Genomic DNA, 21,292 nt, shown 5'->3' on the forward strand with positions numbered 1-21,292 from the left:
CATGTCCCTCTCCATAGGAATCCACGACCTGTCGTTCTCGACGGGCGAGTTCGTTCTCGCCCACACACAGCTCGCCGCGCACAACGGCACCGACATCGGCAAGTACCACCTGGGCATCGGCCAGGAGTCGATGAGCGTGCCCGCCGCCGACGAGGACATCGTGACGCTGGGCGCGGCGGCCGCCGCCCCGGTCGTCGCCCGGCACGGCGCGAGCCGGATCCGCACCGTGATCTTCGCGACGGAGTCGTCGATCGACCAGGCCAAAGCGGCCGGCGTGTATGTGCACTCGCTGCTCGGACTGCCCTCGGCCACCCGCGTCGTCGAGCTCAAGCAGGCCTGCTACGGGGCCACGGCCGCCCTCCAGTTCGCCGTCGGCCTGGTGCGCCGCGACCCCGCCCAGCAGGTCCTCGTGATCGCCAGCGACGTCTCCAAGTACGAGCTGGACAGTCCCGGCGAGGCCACCCAGGGCGCGGCGGCGGTGGCCATGCTGGTGGGGGTGGACCCGGCCCTGGTGCGTATCGAGGACCCGTCGGGGGTGTTCACCGCCGACGTGATGGACTTCTGGCGGCCCAACTACCGTGACGCCGCCCTCGTCGACGGCCAGGAGTCCGTCAACGCCTACCTCCAGGCCGTCGAGGGCACCTGGAAGGACTACAGCGAGCAGGGCGGCCGCGCGCTGGAGGAGTTCGCCGCGTTCTGCTACCACCAGCCGTTCACGAAGATGGCCTACAAGGCCCACCGTCACCTGCTGAACACCACCGGCCACGACACCGACCCGGCCAGGGTCGCCCGCGACCTGGAGCTGACCACCGCCTACAACCGGGTGATCGGCAACAGCTACACCGCCTCGCTCTACCTGGGCCTGGCCGCCCTGCTGGACCAGGCCGACGACCTGGAGGGCCGGCCCGTCGCCTTCCTCAGCTACGGCTCGGGCAGCGTCGCGGAGTTCTTCGCCGGGAGCGTCGTCGCCGGCTACCGCGACCACCTGCGCACCAAGGAGCACCGTGCCGCCATCGAGCGGCGCACCCCGCTCGACTACGCCGGCTACCGGGAGCTGCACGAGCGGGCGCTGCCCGCCGACGGCGGCGACCACGCCACCCCCGCGCAGAGCACCGGCCCCTACCGGCTGGCCGGGATCAGCGGCCACAAGCGCGCCTACGAAACCCGCTAGCGGGCCGTCCGCGGCCGCCGCCCGTCCGTCCCGGGCGGGCGGCGGGCGCGGGCACCGCCAGTCCCATCTCACCCATGAGGTTCCATGACGACCCACTACGAGGGGAGGGCAGCCGCATGACCGACGTCAGGATCCTCGGTACGGGCGCCTGTCTGCCGGATCGCGTTGTCTGCAACGACGAGGCCGGTGCGGCGGCCGGGGTCGACGACGCCTGGATCACCGCCAAGACGCAGATCCGCGAGCGCCGCTGGGCCGCCGACGGCCAGGCCACCTCCGACCTGGCCGCGGCCGCGGGACGCGCCGCGCTTCAGTCGGCCGGCATCACCGCGGGCGAGCTGTCGGTGATCGTGGTCGCCACGTCCACCCCGGACCGGCCCCAGCCGCCCACCGCCGCCTACGTCCAGCACCACCTCGCGGCGAGCGGAGCGGCCGCCTTCGACGTCAACGCCGTCTGCTCCGGCGAGGTGTTCGCCCTCACCGCCGTCGAGGGCATCCTCGCCCGGCGCGGCGGCCACGCCCTCGTCATCGGCGCCGACGTCTACTCCCGCATCCTGGACCGCGCCGACCGCAGGACGGTCGTGCTGTTCGGGGACGGCGCCGGCGCGATGGTCTTGGGGCCGGCCGCGAGCGGTCCGCGCATCCGCCACCTGGACCTGCACACCTTCGGCGAGTTCTCCCAGCTGATCGAGGTGCCCGGCGGCGGCAGCCGGCTGCCCCTGGACCAGGAGGGTCTGCGGGCCGGCCGGCAGTACTTCACCATGGACGGCCGCGCGGTGCGCCGCTTCGTCGCGGACCATCTGCCGCGCCTGGTCAAGCAGTTCCTGCACGAGGCGGGCGTCGCCCCCGACGACATCGGCCACTTCGTCCCGCACCAGGCCAACGGCGTCATGCTCGACGCGCTCTTCACCGAACTGGCCCTGCCCCACGCCACCATGCACCGCACCCTGCACCGCTACGGCAACACCGGCGCCGCCTCCGTCCCCATCACCGTGGACCAGGCCGCCCGCGCGGGCGCCTTCCAGCCGGGCGAGCTGATCTTGCTGGCCGGTTTCGGCGGCGGCATGGCCGCCGGCTTCGCCCTGATCGAGTGGTGAGCACACCGGCGCGGCCCGCCGGCCGCCCCCGCCGAAAGAAAAAGGGGGGCCGGCCGGCGGGCCGCGGCGGGTGTCAGGAGGAGGAAGAGGAGGAGGGGATCCAGTCCCGGCGGATGTGCGGGGTGGGGATGCCGAGGGACTTCATGTGCTCGATGGGGTTGGTGTATTCGCGGCTGGCGGCGATCTGCCCGTCGCGCAGGGTGAAGCCGTGCACGAAGTGGTTGCGGTAGCGGCCCTGGGGATAGCCGGGGAAGCGGATGGTGCCCTCGCCCTCGCACTCGGCCCAGATGACGCACGGGTCCTGGGTCTCGTAGACGTTCAGGGCGTACCACTGCCAGTCGGGCAGCACCCGCAGCGACAGTTCGCCGTGCCGTTTGAGGTTCTCGCGGCCCGTGACGACGATGGGCCGGCCGATGTCGGTGTAGAAGAGGGCGGCGGTGCCGTCCTCGGTGTAGAGGGTGTAGCGGCTCAGCCGGGCTTCGGCGCCGGTGCGCAGATACTGGTCCACGGCCTGCCGGTTGCGTGCGCGCAGGTCGTGGTGGTCGGTGAACACCGGTGTGCCGGTGGCGGTCCGGGGGGTGCGGGGCGTGGTGATGGTCTCTCCCGAAGGGGTGCGCGGGGACGGTGGTCGCGGCGGTGCGGGCCGCGTGGTCAGGGCTGGAGCCGGCTGTGGCGCCAGGTCGCGCCGGTGCGCTCGTAGCGCAGCCGTTCGTGCAGGCGGTCGGTGCCGTTGGCCCAGAACTCCACGCCGGCCGGCTGCAGGCGGTAGCCCGCGAACCGGGCGGGCCGCGGCAGGGGCCGCTGCGGCTCGCCCAGGTGCTGGGCGCGGGCCCGCAGCCGGGCGACGTGGTCGAGGTCCTCCAGCGGGCGGCTCTGGCGCGAGGCGGTCGTCATGGCGTGGGTGAAGACGGGCCGCGCCTGCCACAGGGTCTGCGCCTCGGCGTCGGACAGCCGGGTGACCGGGCCCTCCAGCGTGATCTGCCGGCTGCTCTCGCGCCAGTACAGGACGCCGGAGGCCCAGGGGTTCTCGGCGAGGTCGCGGCCCTTGCGGCTGTCGGCGTGGGTGATGAACACGATGCCGTCCTCCCCCGCGGCGGTGAGGGCCACGATCCGCGAGGAGGTGCGGCCTTGCGCGTCGGCGGTGGCCAGGGCCAGGGCGCGCGGTTCGCGCACCTGGTGGGTTTCGGCGTCCTGGAGCCAGGCCGCCAGCAGGCCCATCGGTTCGGCCGGCGGCGTGCGGAACTCGGGGAAGGCCACGTCGACGGTGGCGGTCAGGGTCTCGGAACGGCCGGCGCCGGTCACCGCGGCGCCGCGGACCGGACCGGACCCGAACCCCGACCCGGCGGCTGACGCGGACGCGGTGGCGGTGGAGGTGGCGGTGGGGGTGGGGGTGGGGTCAGACATGGAGGACTCCTTCGATGGTGAGCACGCCGGGGCCCGCGACCTCGACGCGGGTGACGCTCTCGCCCTCGCCCTGCGCGCGGGCGCTCATGACGGAGGGGCGGCCGATCTCGACGCCCTGGGTGATCTCGATGCGCTGCCCGTGCCCGATCAGGCCGTGCCGGGCGAGATGGATGGCCAGGGGGCCCGCGGCGGAGCCGGTGGCGGCGTCCTCGACGACCCCGTACGCCGGGGAGAACATGCGGTTGCGCCAGCGGGTGCCCTGTCCGGCGAAGCAGTTGGTCGCCATGTCGGGGAAGCGGGCCAGGGCGCGGTGGTCGGGGTCCAGCTTCGACAGCGCCTCGACGTCGGCGAGGCCGACCAGGACGTGGCGCGGGCCGTTGCGGTAGATCTCCACCGGGAGCGTCGAGGCGTCGACGCCGAGTGCGTCGAGGAGTTCGCCGGTGCGTTCGAAGGGCTCCCACACGGGGATGGGCTGGCGCATGCTGGCCGAGACGGGCCTGCCGTGTTCGCGGTGCAGTTCGAAGGGGACGACGCCCATGGCGGTCTCGATGCGCAGCCGCCCGGCGCCGGTGCGGGCGCCCAGGGCCAGGGCGGTGCCGAGCAGGGGGTGGCCGGCGAAGGGCAGTTCGTTGACCGGTGTGAAGATCCGTACGTGGGCGTCGGTGCCGTCGCTGCGCGGGCGCAGCACGAACGTGGTCTCCGACAGGTTCATCTCCCGTGCGATGGCCTGCATCTGCCCGGCGCTCAGGTCGTCGGCTTCGAAGAAGACCGCCACCGGGTTGCCGGTGAGGGGCCGTTGCGCGAACGCGTCGACGACGACGTAGGGGTGCATCCGTTTTCTCTCCCACTCGTGTGAAGGCGCGGCGCGCGCCGCACGGGCGCAGCGGCCGGGCCGGGGGCGGCCCGGCGGGCCGCCGTGAGGGCCGGTGGCGGGGGGGGTCAGGGGCGGCCGGCGGGGGCCGGTGCGAGCAGCGCGGCCAGGCGGTCGCCCACGATGCGCGGCCCGTGCCGGGTCAGCACGGACTCCGGGTGGAACTGCACGGAGGCGAAATGCGGGCCGCTCAGGGCGTGCACCTCCCCCGTGGCGGGGTCCCTGCCGACGCGGACCTCGCCCACGCCGTCGGCGGTGAGGACGTCGTCGCCGGCGACGAGCGCGAACGTGTTGTAGAAGCCGACGCGTTCGGGGGCGCCGAACAGGTCGATCTGCTGTTGCACGCCCTGGTTGGGTTCGGGTCTGCGGCGCAGCGGCAGGCCCAGGCGCAGGCCGAGGATCTGGTGGCTCAGGCACACCGCGAGGAAGGGGCGCCGGGTGCGCAGCAGGGTGTCGAGTGCCTGGTGCAGGTGGCGCATGCGGGGGTGAGCGCGTTCCTGCGGGTCGCCCGGCCCGGGTCCCATCACCACCAGGTCGTGCTCGTCGAAGGCATACGGTTCGTCGAAGCGGCGCACGCTCACTTGCAGGTCCAGGGCGCGCAGTTGCTGCTCGAGCAGGGAGGTGAAGGTGTCCTCGGCGTCCACGACGAGGACGCTGCGCCCGGCCAGTTCGGGGCGGGGCGCGGTGCGTTGTGCGCTGTCGGCGAGCCAGAAGCCGGCGAGGGAGGTGTTGCGCTGTTCGAGGGCGCGGCGTACGGCGGGGTGGCCGGCGAAGCGCGGTGTCTGCTGTCCGCCGTCGAGGGCGGACACGAGTGCGGCGGCCTTGGCGCGGGTCTCCGCGGCCTCGGACGCCGGGTCGGAGTGGCGCACGATGGTGGCGCCGACGCCGATGCCCAGGTGTCCTCGCGTGCTGATGTCGGCGGTGCGGATGAGGATCGCGGAGTCCATGACGCGCGCGCCGTCGCCGTCGCGTCCGATCAGTGCCGCCGCCCCGCTGTAGTAGCCGCGTCCGCCGTGTTCGTACCGGCTGATGATGCGGCAGGCGCTTTCCAGCGGGCTGCCGGTGACCGTGGGCGCGAACATCGTCTCGCGCAGGATGTCGCGTACGTCGCGGTCGGTGCGTCCCTCGATGAAGTACTCGGTGTGGGCGACCTTGGCCATTTCCTTCAGGTAGGGGCCCACGACGCGGCCGCCGTCGGGGCAGATGCGGGCCATCATCTTGAGTTCCTCGTCGAGGACCATGTACAGCTCGTCGGTCTCCTTGCGGTCGTCGAGGAACTCCAGGACGCCGGCGAGGGCGGGGCCGCGGGCGGGGTAGCGGTAGGTGCCGCTGATGGGGTTCATGACCGCCGTGCCGTCCTGGTAGCTGACGTGCCGCTCGGGTGAGGCGCCGACCAGGGTGCGGGTGCCGGTGTGGATGAGGAACGTCCAGTGGGCGCCGGACTCGCTCTGCACGAGCCGGCGGAACAGGGCGGGGGCGCTGCGCGGCCCGTAGTCGGTGATGTCGGCGACGAAGGTGCGCCTGATGACGAAGTTCGCGCCCTCCCCGGTGCCGATCATCTCCTTGACGATGCGGCGCACCACGTCCTCGTAGGCCGTGTCGTCGACGTCGAAGCCGGCGCCGGTCAGCGGGGTGGGCACGTCGGGGATGCGGGCCAGGGCCTCGTGCAGCGGCAGCCGCTGCTGGCCGGTGACGGTCATCGCCACCAGCGCGGTGGCGTCGTCGGTGCAGGCGAAGCCCCGTTCGCGCAGCTGCCGGTAGGGCACGACGACGAGCATCTCGTGGTGGGCGCCGCCGGGGTGGGCGGGGCCGGCGGGCAGTTCGATGCCGGCCAGGGTGGCGGGCAGGCTGACCTGGCCGGTCAGCACCTCCACGCCGGGCGGGCCGGGCGTGGAGGGCCGGTGCAGCAGCGCGTAGGGCTGGTGCACGGGGCCGTTCAGTGCCTGTGCGAGGAGGTCGCCGGCGCCGGGGGGCGGGGTGTGCGTCATGCGAGGACCTCCTTGGCCGTGACGACGCGGGCGCAGCGCTCGGCGGCGTAGGTGAGGGCCGAGCAGTGGTAGGCGCGGGAGAAGTCGGCGGTGGCGTCCGCGACGAGGAAGGGCTGGATGTCGTGGCTGAAGGCGTCGACGGCGGTGGCCAGGACGCCGATGTGGGCGTAGACGCCGCACAGGACGAGCTGGTCGCGGCCCGCGGCCCGCATCCGTTCGAGCAGGTCGGTGCGGAAGAAGGCGCTGTAGCGCCATTTGGTGAGCAGCCAGTCGTGGGCGGCCGGTGCGAGGGCGTCGACGATGGTGCGGTCCTGGGGCGAGGTGCGCATGCCGGGGCCCCAGAAGTCCTTGAGCAGGCCGCGCCGGCGGTCGTCCATGCCGCCGGGCTGGGCGGTGTAGGCGACGGGGACGCCGGCGCGGGCGCAGCGTTCGCGCAGCTGGGCGGTGTTGCGGACCAGGTCGTGGCGCAGGGTGTCGGCGAGCGGCTCGAGGAAGTAGCGCTGCATGTCGTGGACGAGGAGGACCGAGCGGTCGGCGTCGGCCGTCCAGGACACGGCGGCCGGCGGCAGGTCGCCCTCGGCGGGAAGCGGGTAGGCGGAGATGGCGGGGATGCCGGTCATGGCTTCGGTTCCTGTTCCTGCTCGATGCGGGGGCGCTCAGGCGCTCCAGGACGAGATCACGGACATGGCCTGCCGCGGGGTGAGGCGGGGGTCGCACAGGGAGGTGTAGCGCTCGCCGACCCGGGCGAGGTCGGCCTCGGTGTCGGCGCACTCGGTGACGTCGTCGGGTGTGGTCTCCAGGTGCAGGCCGCCGGGGACGCCGCCGGCGTCGGTGACGGCGCGCACGAAGCGGGCGACCTCCAGCGCGGCGCTGTGCACGAGGCGGCTCTTGTGGCCGCTCGGCGCGGTGACGGTGTTGCCGTGCAGGGGGTCGGTGAGCCAGATCGCCGGGTGGCCCGCGGTGCGCAGGGCCTCGACCAGGCGCGGCAGGCGGCCGGCGACGGCGTCGGCTCCCATCCGCGCGATGAGGGTGAGTTTGCCCGGGTCGCGCCACGGGTCGAGGCGTTCGCACAGGGCCAGCAGCTCGTCGGGTTCCATGGTGGGTCCGACCTTGCACGCCACCGGGTTGGCCACCTGGGCGAGCAGGGCGACGTGGGCGCCGTCGACGTGGCGGGTGCGTTCGCCGATCCACGGCCAGTGGGCCGAGCCCAGATACAGCCGTCCCTGTTCGTCGGTGCGCAGCATGGGCACCTCGTAGTCCAGCAGCAGCGCCTCGTGGCTGGTCCACACCGGGGGGTTCACCACGTCGCGGCCGGCGGCGCGTTCGCGCCAGCCCAGGTGGCCGATGACGTCGTCGGCGGCCATGTAGGCGGTCAGCAGGCGCAGCGGGTCGGCCCGGCGGCTGTCGGCGTCGGGTTCGGGGCCGTTGACCATGTGTCCGCGGAAGACGGGCAGTTCGAGGCCGCCGACGATTTCGGTGGGCCGGGAGCGGGGCTTGGCGAACTGTCCCGCGATACGTCCGGCGCGCAGGACGGGCTTGCCGGTGATCAGGCCGAGGGTCCCGGCGAGCAGGTCGAGCACCGCCGTCTTGCGGGCGACGTCGTGGGCGCGGCATTGGCCGGGGTGCTCGGCGCAGTCCCCGGCCTGCACCACCAGGGCGCGGCCGTCGGCCACGGTGCCCAGCAGGGTCCGCAGGGTGGCCACGTCGTCGCTGTGCACGAGGGCGGGGCGCGCGGCGAGGGTCTCGCCCACCCGCCGCAGCTGGCGAAGATCGCTCCAGTCGGGCTGTTGCCGTGCCCCGCGGACCCGGATGTCGCGGATGACGTCCTTCATGCCGTACTCCGATCCAGCGGTGGCGTCGCTCGTGTCCGGCGACGGGTCAGGTGGGGATTCCCGTGCGTTTGATCTCGGGGACCGCGATGCCCAGGGCCCGCAGCTGCTGGAACGGATTCATGAACTCGCGCTGGAGTTTGATCTTCCCGTTCTCGAACTCGAAGGAGTGCAGGAAGTGGTTTTCGTAGTAGCCCTCCGGATAGTCCCCGAAGCGGATCTTTCCGCGGCCGTCGCACTCCACCCAGAAGTGGTCGGGGTCGTCCGTTGCGAAGATCCGCACGTTGTACCACTCCCAGTCCGGGAAGCACTTCAGCGACCAGACGGCGTGCTCGCCGAGCCGGTCGCGGCCGTGGGTGGCGACCGGGGAGCCGGTGTCGGTGGTCCACAGGCCGCCGACGCCGTCCTCGGTGAACAGTTCGTGGCGGCGCAGCCGGTCCGGGCCGCGGGTGTTCATGTACTGCTCGACGACGGCGCGGTTGGCGCGGCGCTGTTCCCCGTCGTCGGCGGATGCGCCAATTTCAACGGATGCGGACACGATGACCCCCTGGGTGTTCTCGGGAAACGGGAGGAACGGCGGGCTCGCCCGGCCCTCTCGGGCGCGGGCGCGACGGTGCGAAAGCCGCAGGACACGGGAGGCGGCACCCGGGACCGGAATGCGGGACGCGGGGTACGGGGCGTGGGGTACGGGATGCGGGGCGTGGGGTGCGGGATGCGGGGCGTGGGGTGCGGGTGGCCGGTTCACCGTGGCCGCCGCGCGCGCCGGTTCACCGGTGACGGCGATGGCGATGGCGCAGGACACAGGACGCAAGGGAAGAGGGGGCCGATGCCCGCGGGCGGCGACGCGGGCCGGCCCCTACGGGCCGGCGGACCCGGCGTCGGCCCGCTGCCGCACACACAGCCTGACGCGTGTTTCGGGCAGGGGACACGTGCCCCCATAGTGACACGCGGCAAACCCGCGGGCCAGCAGCCCCCGAGGTGACCTGCATCACCCCAACTGCCGTGCGTGTGGCGGGAGTTGGGCGCACCGCATGGTTCATGAGGTTCGTTGGGTGGCGTGGACGGCCATGGTGGTGAGTTGTTGTTTGGCGTGGTCGGTGGCGGTGCTGGCGTGCAGGGTGGCCAGGGCGCGTCGGGTGCGGCGGGTGATGTCGGCTTCGACGTGGTCGACGGCTCCGGTGCTGGTGATGAGGGTGCGCAGGGTGGTGAGTTCGTCGTCGTCGAGGGGGTGGCCGATGCCGGCGCGCAGGAGGGTGGCGGTGTGGGGGTCGTGTGTGTCGGCGTGGGTGAGGGCGGCGGCGAGCAGGACGGTGCGTTTGCCCTGGACGAGGTCGCCGCCGGAGGGTTTGCCGGTTTCCTCGGGGGTGCCGAAGACGCCGAGGAGGTCGTCGCGCAGTTGGAAGGCGATGCCGATGTCGCGTCCGAAGGCGCGGTAGGCGGTGATGAGGTTGTCGTCGGCGCCGGCGATCGCGGCGCCGAGGTGCAGGGGCCGCTCGACGGTGTAGGAGGCGGTCTTGTACCGGTTGACGCGTCGGGGGGTGTCGAGGTCTTCGGCGCCGGCGGCTTCGGCGGTGATGTCGAGGAGTTGTCCGCACAGGACTTCGGTGCGCAGTGCGGACCAGACGGGGGTGATGCGGGCGTGGGCCGCGGCGGGCAGGCCGCAGCGGCGTACGAGGTCGTCGGCCCAGCCCTGGGCGAGGTCGCCGGCCAGGATCGCGGTGCCGGTGCCGAACAGCTCGGGCTCGCCGTTCCAGCCCCGTTCACGGTGACGGTCGGCGAACAGCACATGCGCGGCCGGCGCCCCCCGACGCGTCGGAGACGCGTCGACGACATCGTCATGGATCAGGGCCGAGGCATGGAACAGCTCCAGTGCGGCACCGACGCGCACCACCCCTTCCATGACGGCACTGTCCTCGTCGCCGCCGGCGCCGAGCCAGCCCAGCCAGGCGAAGGTGGGCCGCACGCGTTTGCCGCCGCGCAGCACGTAGTTCTCCAGGTCGTCGACCACGTCGGCGCAGGCAGCGCCGATCCCCTCGGCCTCGGTGCGGCGCTCGGCGAAGAAGCGGCGCAGCGCCTCCTCGACGGCCTGCCCGGGACTGATGCGGGTACGGGTGCGGATGCTGGTCATGAGGTCAACTTCCCTGGTCGTCATCGACGTCGGACAGCGGCATAACGGCTAGCGGCATAGCGGCATCCGCCCCCTCGGCCCCAGGCGTTCGGCCCGAACGAGCGGCCCGGACGGTCGGCCCGAGCGGTCGGCCCGAGCGGTCGGCCCTGACGGGCGGTCCGGACGGCCGTCCGCCGTGGGACGGGAGCCTGTACTGCGTTTCACCGGCCGGCGCCGGACCGGCGCCGCGAAGGGCACCTGCCGTTCGCGGGACCAGCCGTTCGCGGGAGACCGGCCCGCCCGTCCCCCGCGGGGGGGGGTGTCCGCCGGGAGTCTCCCGGTCTTTCGCCGGGCCCGGCGAGGGGCGGCAGCGCCACCGCAGGGACGCCGCCACCGCCGGGCCGGCAGGTCCGTGCCCGTGCCTGCGCCAGGGCCGGTGGCCGTGCAGGGGCCTTCGGGTACGGGTCCGAGTATCGGCGAGGGGACTCGAGGTCCGGTCGAGTCCCCCGGCCCGCCGGCCGCGCCGCCCGCCGGTGCTGCAGGGGCGCTGTAGAGGCACTCGAAGCCGCGCCGCGGGCCGGGAAGTCGGGTACCGGCCGCTCCTAGGATGCGCCGTGGGCCGGCGCCGCCCCCCGGGGCGCTGCCGCTCGCCGTCATCCCCCTCGCCGGCCGGGCGCCCGGCCGGCGAGGGGTCCGGTGACGGCCGTTCGCTGTCCCCTGCCGAGGAGCCGGTGTGAGCAGAGCCGAGGAGTTCGCCAAGCTGCGGCCCCTGCTGTTCGCGATCGCCTACCGGATCGTGGGCGACACGCGGGCCGCCCGGTACGCGGTACAGGCCTGCCGGCTGCGGTGGATGGCCGCGCCGGCCCGGCCGGCGCCGGCCGAGGGGCATCTGGCGGGCGAGGTCGCCCGGATCGCGCTGCGGGCCCTGCACGCGGCGCGCCTCGCGCGCGGGCAGAGTGTGGGGCCGCTCCTCGCCACCGGGCCGGCAGGGGCCGACCGGCCGGCGGACCTGGCGGACGCGCTGTCGCTGGCGGCCCTGATGGTGCTGGAGCGGCTGTCCCCGCTCGAGCGCGCCGCGTTCGTGCTGCGCGAGGCGTTCGGGTGCGGCGACACGCAGATCGCGGCGGCCCTGGGCTGTTCGGTGCCGGCGTGCCGCCAGCTCCTCGCGGGCGTGGCGGTGCTCAGTGACGGCGGGCGCGAACCGCTGCCCTGGCCCACGTGCGTGTCGGGTGCCGGAAACGTCGCCGCGCTGATCGCGGCGATTGTCCCGCCGCTGGTGCGGGTCGGCGTCACGGTGGGGCGGTGCCAGGTCGCCGGCCGGCCCGGCTGGGTCCTGCGGGACCGCGGCGGCGCGATCCTGCATGCCCTGGCCCCCGACGTCCGCGACGGGCAGATCCACCGCCTGCACCTGGTCGTCCATCCCGGCGCGGCCGCACACGGCGATCCGGCGGCCCGGACCTGCGCCCTCCCGCACGGCGGCCCCTTCCATCTCTACTGACCCTCGCCCGCCGCCCCCTCCCCCGGCATCCCGCCACCCTCTCCCCCGGCATCCCGCGGGACGGCCCGGAGCGGCCCGGAGCGGCGAGGCGCAAGGGACGGTGACCGTGGCCGTGGTGGTGGGGGCCGTGGCCGTGGTGGTGGGGGCCGTGGCCACGGTGGTGGGGGCCGTGGTGGTGTCAGTCGATGCCGCGTACGACGTGGGGCTCGGCGAGGTCGTCCTCGTCGACGCCGGCGAGGCGCAGCGGCGGGACGGCGGCCGCGACGAAGTCCGTCGGCTTCGGGGCGGGTCTGCCGTTTTCCTGTGTGATGTCGTCCACCTGGTCCTCCCCCTGTCAGCGGGTCGGTGACGTGTAGCGGTGCGGTGCGAGGGCGGGCCGGGGGCGTTGCGCGTCCCGTACGGCGCGGTGGATCTCGGGCGCGGCCGCCGACCGGTTGAGGGTGATGTAGTGCAGTCCGGGGGCGCCTTCGCCGAGGAGGCGGCAGGCCATGGCGGTGGCGTACTCGACGCCGATGCGGTGTCCCTGGGCGGGGTCGTGGCGGGCGGCGTGCAGGCGGTGGGCCAGTTCCTCGGGGAAGGCGGCGCCGCTGAGTTCGGCGAAGCGGCCGATCTGGCGGGCGTCGGTGGCCGGCATGATCTCCGGGATGATCGGGATGTCGCAGCCGGCGGCGGCCACCCGGTCACGCAGCCGCAGATAGTCCTCGGCGTCGAAGAACATCTGGGTGATGGCGTAGTCGGCGCCGGCCCGGCACTTGGCGACGAAGTGCCTGATGTCGCTGTCCCAGTCCGGCGAGCGCGGATGACGCTCGGGGAACGCCGCGACCCCGATGCTGAAATCGCCCAGCTCCCTCACCAGGCGGACCAGTTCGTGGGCGTGGGTGAAACCGTCGGGATGCGCGCTCCACGGCGCGTTCGGGTCGCCGGGCGGGTCGCCGCGCAGGACGAGGACGTCGCGCACGCCGGCGTCGGCGTACTGGCCGATGATGCGGCGCAGCTGCGCCACCGAGTGGCCGACCGCGGTGAGATGGGCGACGGGACGCAGCGTCGTGTCGGCCACGATCCGTTTGGTCACCTCGACGGTGCGTTCCCTGGAGGAGCCGCCCGCGCCGTAGGTGACCGAGACGAAGTCCGGTGCCAGCCGCTCGACCTGGCGGATCGTCTGCCACAGGTTGCGCATCCCGGCGTCCGTCTTCGGCGGGAAGAACTCGAAGGAGAAGGTGGGGGCCTCCCGGGCGAGAGCCTCACGCAGCGCCGTCACAGCCGGCCTCCGGCACCGCCGCCGGCCCCACCGCGAGCAGCACGAGCGGGGCGAGCGGCCACAGCCGCCACCGCGGGGGCACGGCAGCCGTCCCGGCCGGTCGGGAACAGGCCGGGCGCGAGCAGGGCAGGCGGGAGCAGGGCAGGCGGGAGCAGGGCAGGCGGGAGCAGGGCAGGCGGGAGCAGGGCGGGCGGGACGTGGCCGGGCGTGCCGGGCGGCAGGCGCCGGGCGTACCGCCGGGGCAGGACCGGTAAAGGGCCGGTGGTGGTGGAGCCGGTCACCGCGATGCGCACAGGAACTCCTTCGGTCGCTCGGGCGCCCCCACCCTGCACGGCGCCGAACGAGCCGCGCTCGAAGCGCACCGGAACGGGCACGGAAGGACCGAGGCCGAGAAGGCCGGAAGCGGGAGCGGCGGGGGTCCAGGGCCTGGAGGCCAGGGGCCGGGGCGCCGGAGGCCAGGGGCCCGGGGGCGCGACGAAGACCGGGAAGCCTGGGGGCGACGGGAGACCGGGGGCTCGGGGGCGACGGGAGACCGGGGAGCCGGGGGCCGCGTCCTGGAGCGCCCGGAGGAGGCCGCGGGCCCGCGCGGGGTGCCGGATGGGGTGCGTTGCGCCGCCGGCCCGGTTCCCGCCGGTGCCGCACCCGCCGCCCGCCGCCCGCCGCCGCCGTGGGCCGTACGCCGCCGCCGTGGGCCGTCGGCCGCCGCGTGGGCCGTCGGCCGCCGCGTGGGCCGTCGGCCGTCCGCCGTACGCGGTACGCGCCGTCCGCCGGCCGCGTACGGCGGCGGCGGGCGGGCGTCCCGGGCCGGGCCGGGCCGTTCCGGTGCGGCCGGAGACGGTGCCTGGGGTGGGTCCGGGCCGGGTCTAGGCGGCGTAGCGGTCGAAGGTGGAGCCGCGGCGGGGGCCTGCCGCCACGTCGAGCGCCGGGTCGACGGCGAGCATCGCCTGGTGCATGCGCTGCAGTTGGGGCGAGGGTTCCACCCCGAGTTCCTCGACCAGGCGGGTGCGCACCCTGCGGTAGACGTCCAGGGCGCAGGCCTGCCGCCCGGAGCGGTACAGGGTGAGCATCGCCTGTGCGTGCAGTCCCTCGTGGTGGGGGTGACGGGCGATCAGGTCGGTGAGTTCGGCGAGGAGTTCGGTGTGCCGGCCGAGCCGCAGATCGGCGTCGATGCGCCGTTCGACGGTCACCAGGCGGGACTCCTGCAGCCGCATGGCCTCTATCTGCAGGACCGGTCCGAGTCGCACGTCCACCAGGGCGGGCCCCCGCCACAGGGCCAGTGCCTGCCGGAAGCAGCGGGCGGCGCGTTCGTCCTCGCCCCGGTCGAACGCCTGCTGTCCTTCGGCGACGAGCCGCTCGTAGACGTTGACGTCCACGGACTGCGGGGGGACCTGGAGCAGGTATCCGCCGTGTCCGGTGGCCAGGACGTCCTTCTCCGCGCCCGGCGCGGCGGGGCCCAGCGCGGCGCCGATGCGGCGGCGCAGCTGCATGATGTAGGTCTGCAGGGTGGTCATCGCGCTCTGCGGCAGCTCGGTCCTCCACACCTCTTCCATCAGCGTCGAGACCGGCGTGACGCGGCCGGGGTACAGCGCGAGGAGCGCGAACACCTGCCGGGGTTTTCCCGCGGTCGGGACGATCGTCTGCCCGTCCACTGTGGCGCTCAGCGGCCCCAGAACCTGGATCTCCATGACTTCCTCCGATCATCGCCGCCCCCGTTGGCGGAAATCGTCAGGGCAGTGGCACGCTAGCCACGCTTATGCGGAGGTGCAGGTTCCTTTAGTGGTATTCGAGCGGGGCTCAGCGGGGAGGCGGACATGAGTGGAGAAGAGCGGCGGTGAAGTAAAAGCGGGGGTGGATCCGCAGGTGTCCGGCGGGGGATGCGGAATCTTTTCGTCCCGGCTCGAGAACGGCTTCACCCGCGCTGGATCAGCGCTCGCGTCCCGCCGATACGCGGTGCGCGGGAAAACATTCCGGGAACAAAAGGAGACGCGGCGATATGCGGGGGTGCCGCATATCGCCGCGCCGGGGCGGGACGCCGGGTTCAGCTGCTGCGCACGAGGCGGGTGCGGCGGCCGTTCGCGGCGCGGGCGGGCCCGGTCTCGGGGCCGGCCATGAGGATCATCTGCTGTACGCGGCGCAGTCCGGCGGACGGTTCGAGTCCCAGTTCGCGCACGAGGGTGGCCCGGATGCGCCGGTAGGCCTCCAGGGCCTCGCCGCGCCGCCCGGAGCGGTGCAGGGCCAGCATGTACTGCCCGTGCAGGTTCTCGTGGGTGGGGTAGCGGTTGACCAGGACGGTGAGTTCGACGAGCAGGTCGCGGTGGCGGCCCAGCCGCAGTTCCGCCTCGATGCGCTGGTCGAGGGCGCACAGCCGCATCTCCTCCAGGCGCCTGGCCTCCATCTCGAGCTGCGGGCCGGCCTGCACGTCGGCGAAGGCGGGCCCGGTCCACAGGGCCAGCGCCTCGCCCAGGTGGCGGGCCGCGCCCTGGAAGTCGCCGTCGTGCATCGCCCGGTAGCCGACGCCGGTCAGGCGCTCCAGCTCCTGTACGTCGAGGGTGGCGCCGGCGTTGTCGAGCAGATAGCCGCCGGGCGCGGTGACCAGGACGTCCTTGGCGGTCCTGCCCGCCGCGTCGCCCTCCTGCCCCCTGCCCAGGGCCGCGGTGATGAGTTCGCGCAGCTGGAGTACGTACGTCTGGAGGATGGTGCGGGCGGTGCGCGGCGGGCGGTCGCCCCACAGTTCCTCGGTCAGTGACGCGACGGACACCACCCGCCCGGCGTGGAGCGCGAGCAGGGCGAGCAGCTGCCTCGGTTTCGGTGCGGTGGGCATCACGGCGGCACCGTTCAGTGTGATCTCGAAGGTGCCCATCAGCCGGATGTTCACGTGATCTCCCCCAGTCTCGTGCCCAAGTGCTCCGGATTTCTTGCGAGCATCGACAGACGGGCACCCCCGGGAAACGAACACCTCAAAAAAACAGGGCGACCGGTCTGTTGCTATTAAAGCACACACCTGTACCCATCGCTGATTGATTAATACACGCAATCTTATGAGCAGCAAAAATGCATTTTCCTGTGCGCTCGCGGCGGACCGGGAAGGTTTATCACGCAACATCCCGGGGTCCGGTGAGCGGAAAACCGCCACCGAACAGCGAGGATAAAGAAACCGTGTGGTCGGCTATGCGGGGAGAGCGGCCGGCGCGGGCGCGCGGGCCGCGGCAAAAAAAGGGGGCGCCGGGGAGAGGCGGCGGAGCCGCGAGACGGGGCTGTGAGACGGGGCTGTGTGAGACGGGGCTGCGAGGGGGCAGGGGCCGAGCCCTCCGGGTCCGGGGCCCGGCGCGGAGCAGGCGGGCGGGTGAGCGGGCGGGGCTGCGCCCGGCGCCCGGCGGCCTGCGCCCGGCGGCCGGGCTTTTGCGAGAACACCCGAGCGCGTGGCCGTCGGCAGGAGCAGCCCCCTCCGGGGCGGGGACGTTGTGTGCGGACATCGGCGCGGACGTTCTGCGCGGACAGCCGGGCGGGCAGCCGGCGGGCGTCGCCGCGGCTGCCGGGCGCGCCGCGCAGGTGGATGCTCTACGGCACCGCGGCACCGCGGCGCCCGGTCGCCGGAACCGCTTCGGCAAGTGCCCCTTCGAGGTGAGGGGAAGAGGGGGCGGGCGGGTGAGGGGAAGAGGGGGGCGGGCGGGTCCTCCCCCGCTATCTCCAGCTGCGCGGGGACCGGTAGGAGCGGGTCGCCTCCCAGCGTTCCCAGCGCCCGCGCTCGCGGCGCGCGGGGTGCGCGCCGTCGTGTTCCTTGCCGTCCGAGGGGTGTTCGCCCCTGCGTTCGGCGGCCAGGGCGACCAGGGTGACGGTCACCGCGGCGAGTTCCTCCGCGCTCGCGTGCCCCCGCTCGATCCTGAACAGGCCGGCCGCATCCTCGGTACCGCTCATCCACGCCTCCCGGGCCTCCCCTTCAGCGTCCGCCATCCGGCTCGAGAAAGGCTCGGGGGCCTCTCGACGCACGGCCACCGGACCGGAACGGGGCAGGGCGGGGCGGGGCGGGGGGCGTCCGCGCCGGTGTCACCTTGCGCGGGGCGCCGCCGTCGTGGAGGTGTGTCTGCCGCCGGCGCAGGGGACAACAGGGCGAGCATGGCGATCATCAACGAGCGTGCTGCCGGGCGGCGTTGTGTCCGTAGGCGAGCGGTGTCCACGCACAGACAGGACACCGACAGGGCACAGGCAGGACGACGATCATCGGCCGTGCCCGTCGTGGGCCGGGCGTCCGGCGGTCACCGGTGCGCCCTGTTGGCGTGGCACTCGGCAAGAGGTCCGTGAACACCACGGCGGGCGCAACGTGAGGGACGCTGGTGGCGCGGCGGGAGGTGGGACAGCATGCGGCGCATGGACTGGATGCCTCTGCTCTCCACGCTGACAGGTGCCGCCATCGGCATCGCTGCCACCCTCATCGCCGATCGCAGCAGGTGGCGGCGCGAGGAGGCGCGACACGCCCTGGAAGTGCGGCGCGCCGTGTATACCGCGTACGCCTGCGCCCTCAAGGACGCGGGGGAAGAGATACGGGCCGTCGCCCTGGGGGATCACCTGTCGGGGTCGGCGCGTGATGCGGCGGTGCGCGAAGCCTTCCGCGGAACCGGACTGCACACCGCCGGCGAGCAGCTCTGGCTGGTGGGCCCGCCGCTCGTCGTCGCGGCCGGCAACGAGGCGTTCCACAGCCTGCGCCGGATGCGTGACGCCTATGCCGGCGGGGTCGCGGTCGGCTCCGCCGAGGACAGGGCGTTCATCCGGCAGCGCCGCACGGCCATGGCCGAGATGCGCCGCCGTATGCGTGAGGATCTGGGCATCGGCCCCCTCGGGATCGAATGACCGCCGGGCCGTACAGACGCCGGACAGACGCCGGGTGCGAGGCAGTCGGGCGGTCGGGCGGTCGGGCGGTCGGGCGGCTGAACGGGTGGGCGGGCGTGGGGTGTTCACCGCCGGCGCCGGGCGGTGGGCGCCGCGGCCTGGCCGGCGGTGAGAGGAGCGGTCGCCGGAGGGTCGGGGGCGGCGGCGGGTGCCTGCGGTGCAGCGGCCGGTGGGTCGGGTGCGGTGGCGGGTGTGTTCGGTGGGTCGGGTGCGGCGGCCGGTGGGTTCGGTGGGTCGGGTGCGGCGGCGGGTGGGTTCGGTGGGTCGGGTGTGGTGGCGGGTGGGTTGGGTGTGGTGGGGCGGCGTTGTCGCGTGCGGGGGCCGTGGGTGAGGCTGGGCGGGGCCGAGGCGGGTTCGCGCGGGGTGCGTAGGGCGGCGCGCAGGGCGCCGGGGTGCCAGGCGGCGGGCGGGGTGGTGTTTTGGTGCTGCTGGAGCAGGAGTGTCGCCGCGTGGGGGTCGGTGGTCGCGGCGGCCGCGATCCGGGCCGCGTACCGTGTGCCGGTCCGGGCGCGCAGGCCGGGCGGGCGGGCGGGGCCGGGCTGGGTGGGGTGCGGGCCGCGGGTGCCGGCCTGCCAGGCCGGGGCGATGCGGTGGGCGAGGGCCCGGCGCAGCCGGTGGCCCAGGCCCACGGCGGTTCCGTGGGCGGTGAGCAGGTGGTCCAGGACGAGGGCGCACTGCACGGCGAGTGTCATGCCGTGGCCGCGGGCCGCGGTGAGGTCGGCGAGGGCGTCGCCGACGACGAGGAACTGGTCGGGCCAGCGGCGCAGTTTCTCGTAGTGGTGCCAGCGGTTGCCGGTGCGGGCGCAGCCGTAGACCGGGCCGAGGGGTGTGGCGGCCTCGATGAGGTCGTGCAGCAGGGGGTGGGGCAGGGCGGCCGCGGCGTGCAGCAGGCTTGCGTGGTCGGCGGGCGGCGCGCCGGCGTCGGCGCAGCGGAGCGAGACCGTCCAGCGGCCGCCTTCGAGGGGGTCGAGGCTGCCTTGGCGGGGGTTGCCGGGCGAGGCCATGATCAGCAGGCTCTTCCAGTCGGCGACGTGGCCGACGGGCGGCGTGAACACGGCGGTGGCGTAGGAGGCGGGGGCGGCGGCGAGGGTGTGCGGGGGCGGCGGGTAGCCGAGTTCGGCCAGCCAGCGCAGGGCGTGCGAGGGGTGTCCGGAGGCGTCCACGACGAAGTCGGCGGCCATCAGGCGCCGCTTTGTCCAGCCGCCGGGTGCCTGCCGGTCCCGGGTGCGTGCCCACACGCCGGTGACGGTGTCGTCGCGGCCCTGGGCCAGGGCGACGGCCTCGTGTCCGGGCAGGAAGGCGATCTTGGGGTCGGCGCGCAGCCGGTCGCGTAGGACCGAGTCGGTCAGGTCGCGGCCGGCGCTGAGTATCGACAGGCCCGAGTCGAAGCGGGGCAGCCAGCCGCCGGGGCCGTACACCAGCATGTCCTGGGGGATGCGCACGCGGACCGCTCCGGCGCGGGTGAGGTCGCCGACGATGCCGGGGAAGAGCTGCTCCAGGCCCTGCTGGGCGGTGGTGGTGAGGCTGTGGGTGTGGCGGGCCTGGGGCAGGCCCCGGCGCCGCCCGGGCCCGCGGGGCAGCCAGTCGCGTTCGATGACGGTGACCCGGTCCATGAAGTTGGCCAGGGCCCGTGCCGCGGTGAGCCCGGCGAGGCCGGACCCGATCACGACGGCATGGCCGTGACCGCTTGCGTCGAGGTGCGCGTGTGGACTCAACTCGGCCGCCCCCCTTATGGGTTGTGTGTGCATCATGCGGGGTGCGGCCGTCCACGGGCAGGGCGCGTTCCGGCCCTCGCGGGCCCCCGCAGCACGCCGGCGCCGCCCCCCTCCCGCACCGGGGCGGCCCGCCGGCACGAGAGCGGCACGCCCGGCCGGAACCGGACGGGCGGCACGGGAGCGGACGGGCGGCACGGGAGCGGCACGCCCGGCCGGATCCGGACGGGCGGCACCCCTGATGGAGCGGGCGGGCGGGGGCCGGCCGACGCGGATACGCCGCAACGGCAGACGGCGGCCGGGCGTGGGGTGGGGAGAGGGGCCGCGGGTTCGCGTCGGCGTCGAGGACGACGCGGCCTCGCGCCGGCGACACGCGGACGGCGGGAGGGGGGCGGAGGGACGGTGGCTGTCACCGGCCTGGCCGTGATCGCCGATCCACACCAACTGCCTGGTCTTCCGCGGTCTTCCGCGGGTTGTTGCCGACAGCCTCGGCGGGGTCCATGCCCGTGACGAGACGTCAGGAAGACAGTCCCGCTCACTCATTTCCCCACCGCCCTGATGAGCGGAACAGCGGGCGCGAGGATGCGAGGGTTGTCGAAACGACGGGGAGGCGCAGTGAGTCTGGGAACCGTGGCGGTAACAGGGGCGGCGGGCAATATCGGTTCTGTGGTGCGGAAGGCGCTGCGGCGCGAGGCGGCACGCTTGATCTTGCTCGACCGCGTGCCGCTCCACCCGGAGGCCGGGAACGAGGAGGTGCACACCGTGGATCTGCGGGACGCCGCCGCCGTGGAATCGGCCCTCGTGGGAGCCGACCGTGTGCTTCACCTGGGTGGCGTGCCGGACGAGGCTCCTCTTCCGGACCTGCTCGAAGCCAACGTGCTCGGCACACACCACGTCCTGGAAGCGGCGCGGCGCACGGGAATCGAGCGGGTGGTGATGGCGAGCAGCAACCGTGTGACGGGCTTCTACCCCGCCGGACATCTCACCGGTTCACACCATCCGGTACGTCCTGACGGCCTCTACGGGGTGAGTAAAGTGGCCGTGGAGGCCCTCGGGCGGCTGTATGCCGACAAGTTCGGTCTGTCCGTGATCTGCCTGCGCATCGGCAGTTTCGAGCAGGTGCCTGCCGAACCCCGGCATCTGGCGACCTGGCTGAGCCCGCGCGACGCCGTCGGCTACATCCGGGCCGCGCTGGCCGCACCGCGCTCCACCCGCTTCGCCACGACGTACGCCGTCTCCGCCAACACCCGCCGCTTCTGGGAACTCCCCGACCCGGCGGAACTGGCCTACGTCCCCGTCGACGACGCCGAACTCCACGCCGCGCACATTCTTGGGGCAGATCTCCCAGCCGATCCGACCGCACCCCAGGCCGGCCCTTACGCACAGCCCGAATTCACCCTCAAGCACCTTCGGCCCTGACGCACAGAGCCATCGCACAGCACGCGCACTTCGCAGCACCTTTTGCGTGAGGAGCGG

At 74.0% G+C, this 21,292-nt stretch carries 20 protein-coding genes; 5 read left to right on the forward strand and 15 right to left on the reverse strand.

Annotated features, from left to right (window positions below):
- The first annotated feature begins 1 nt into the window (after position 1).
- Positions 2 to 1,171 carry a hydroxymethylglutaryl-CoA synthase gene (locus OG440_RS00290; RefSeq protein ID WP_406004777.1) on the forward strand — a complete coding sequence of 390 codons (1,170 nt, stop codon included), beginning with the start codon at positions 2 to 4 and terminating at the stop codon, positions 1,169 to 1,171.
- Positions 1,172 to 1,287: 116 nt separating this feature from the next.
- Positions 1,288 to 2,265, forward strand: a complete 978-nt coding sequence (locus OG440_RS00295) for a 3-oxoacyl-ACP synthase III family protein (RefSeq protein ID WP_406004778.1) — start codon at positions 1,288 to 1,290, stop codon at positions 2,263 to 2,265.
- A 73-nt stretch (positions 2,266 to 2,338) separates the two neighbouring features.
- On the opposite strand, the gene OG440_RS00300 is transcribed toward OG440_RS00295, so the two are convergent.
- The 8 genes from OG440_RS00300 to OG440_RS00335 form a co-directional block, all read right to left on the reverse strand.
- Complete coding sequence (locus OG440_RS00300) at positions 2,339 to 2,818, reverse strand: PhzA/PhzB family protein (protein ID WP_406004779.1); 480 nt, start codon at positions 2,816 to 2,818, stop codon at positions 2,339 to 2,341.
- A gap of 98 nt (positions 2,819 to 2,916) precedes the next feature.
- Entirely contained in the window at positions 2,917 to 3,669 is a 753-nt protein-coding gene (gene phzG / locus OG440_RS00305; RefSeq protein ID WP_406004780.1) for a phenazine biosynthesis FMN-dependent oxidase PhzG, read from the reverse strand.
- The gene (locus OG440_RS00310) at positions 3,662 to 4,501 is read right to left on the reverse strand and encodes a PhzF family phenazine biosynthesis protein (protein ID WP_406004781.1); all 840 of its coding nucleotides are present in this window, start codon (positions 4,499 to 4,501) and stop codon (positions 3,662 to 3,664) included. Before OG440_RS00310 ends, phzG begins: the two co-directional genes overlap by 8 nt.
- Positions 4,502 to 4,608: 107 nt before the next feature.
- Positions 4,609 to 6,528, reverse strand: a complete 1,920-nt coding sequence (locus OG440_RS00315; RefSeq protein ID WP_406004782.1) for an anthranilate synthase family protein — start codon at positions 6,526 to 6,528, stop codon at positions 4,609 to 4,611.
- Entirely contained in the window at positions 6,525 to 7,148 is a 624-nt protein-coding gene (locus OG440_RS00320; protein WP_406004783.1) for an isochorismatase family protein, read from the reverse strand. Before OG440_RS00320 ends, OG440_RS00315 begins: the two co-directional genes overlap by 4 nt.
- 36 nt (positions 7,149 to 7,184) lie before the next feature.
- On the reverse strand, positions 7,185 to 8,360 hold the full coding sequence (locus tag OG440_RS00325) for a 3-deoxy-7-phosphoheptulonate synthase (protein ID WP_406004784.1): 1,176 nt from the start codon (positions 8,358 to 8,360) through the stop codon (positions 7,185 to 7,187).
- Between the two features lie 46 nt (positions 8,361 to 8,406).
- Positions 8,407 to 8,895 (reverse strand): PhzA/PhzB family protein, encoded by a 489-nt coding sequence (locus OG440_RS00330; protein WP_406004785.1) that lies wholly within the window; start codon positions 8,893 to 8,895, stop codon positions 8,407 to 8,409.
- Between the two features lie 498 nt (positions 8,896 to 9,393).
- Positions 9,394 to 10,485, reverse strand: coding sequence for a polyprenyl synthetase family protein (locus tag OG440_RS00335; protein ID WP_406004786.1), 1,092 nt, complete (start codon positions 10,483 to 10,485; stop codon positions 9,394 to 9,396).
- Positions 10,486 to 11,197: 712 nt separating this feature from the next.
- Between OG440_RS00335 and OG440_RS00340 the strand changes: the two genes are divergently transcribed.
- A complete protein-coding gene (locus OG440_RS00340; RefSeq protein ID WP_406004787.1) occupies positions 11,198 to 11,962 on the forward strand; it encodes a sigma factor-like helix-turn-helix DNA-binding protein in 765 nt (254 codons plus the stop codon).
- Between the two features lie 178 nt (positions 11,963 to 12,140).
- On the opposite strand, the gene OG440_RS00345 is transcribed toward OG440_RS00340, so the two are convergent.
- From OG440_RS00345 to OG440_RS00370, 6 genes are all read right to left on the reverse strand, one after another.
- Positions 12,141 to 12,281, reverse strand: coding sequence for a hypothetical protein (locus OG440_RS00345; RefSeq protein ID WP_406004788.1), 141 nt, complete (start codon positions 12,279 to 12,281; stop codon positions 12,141 to 12,143).
- A 15-nt stretch (positions 12,282 to 12,296) separates the two neighbouring features.
- Positions 12,297 to 13,220 carry a methylenetetrahydrofolate reductase [NAD(P)H] gene (gene metF / locus OG440_RS00350; protein ID WP_406004789.1) on the reverse strand — a complete coding sequence of 308 codons (924 nt, stop codon included), beginning with the start codon at positions 13,218 to 13,220 and terminating at the stop codon, positions 12,297 to 12,299.
- Positions 13,217 to 13,513 carry a hypothetical protein gene (locus OG440_RS00355; RefSeq protein ID WP_406004790.1) on the reverse strand — a complete coding sequence of 99 codons (297 nt, stop codon included), beginning with the start codon at positions 13,511 to 13,513 and terminating at the stop codon, positions 13,217 to 13,219. Before OG440_RS00355 ends, metF begins: the two co-directional genes overlap by 4 nt.
- Positions 13,514 to 14,083: 570 nt before the next feature.
- Positions 14,084 to 14,905, reverse strand: coding sequence for a BTAD domain-containing putative transcriptional regulator (locus OG440_RS00360; RefSeq protein WP_406004791.1), 822 nt, complete (start codon positions 14,903 to 14,905; stop codon positions 14,084 to 14,086).
- 353 nt (positions 14,906 to 15,258) lie between these two features.
- The gene (locus tag OG440_RS00365) at positions 15,259 to 16,095 is read right to left on the reverse strand and encodes a BTAD domain-containing putative transcriptional regulator (protein ID WP_406004792.1); all 837 of its coding nucleotides are present in this window, start codon (positions 16,093 to 16,095) and stop codon (positions 15,259 to 15,261) included.
- Between the two features lie 806 nt (positions 16,096 to 16,901).
- On the reverse strand, positions 16,902 to 17,135 hold the full coding sequence (locus OG440_RS00370; RefSeq protein WP_406004793.1) for an acyl-CoA carboxylase subunit epsilon: 234 nt from the start codon (positions 17,133 to 17,135) through the stop codon (positions 16,902 to 16,904).
- A 450-nt stretch (positions 17,136 to 17,585) separates the two neighbouring features.
- On the opposite strand from OG440_RS00370, the gene OG440_RS00375 reads away from it, so the two are divergent.
- Positions 17,586 to 18,065, forward strand: a complete 480-nt coding sequence (locus OG440_RS00375; RefSeq protein ID WP_406004794.1) for a hypothetical protein — start codon at positions 17,586 to 17,588, stop codon at positions 18,063 to 18,065.
- A 104-nt stretch (positions 18,066 to 18,169) separates the two neighbouring features.
- Here OG440_RS00375 and OG440_RS00380 read toward each other — a convergent pair whose 3' ends face one another.
- Entirely contained in the window at positions 18,170 to 19,819 is a 1,650-nt protein-coding gene (locus OG440_RS00380) for an FAD-dependent oxidoreductase (RefSeq protein ID WP_406004795.1), read from the reverse strand.
- A gap of 579 nt (positions 19,820 to 20,398) precedes the next feature.
- On the opposite strand from OG440_RS00380, the gene OG440_RS00385 reads away from it, so the two are divergent.
- Positions 20,399 to 21,235, forward strand: coding sequence for an NAD-dependent epimerase/dehydratase family protein (locus OG440_RS00385; protein ID WP_406004796.1), 837 nt, complete (start codon positions 20,399 to 20,401; stop codon positions 21,233 to 21,235).
- Positions 21,236 to 21,292 lie beyond the last annotated feature (57 nt).

The organism is Streptomyces sp. NBC_00637, from assembly GCF_045161545.1.
Classification (GTDB): Bacteria; Actinomycetota; Actinomycetes; order Streptomycetales; family Streptomycetaceae; genus Streptomyces.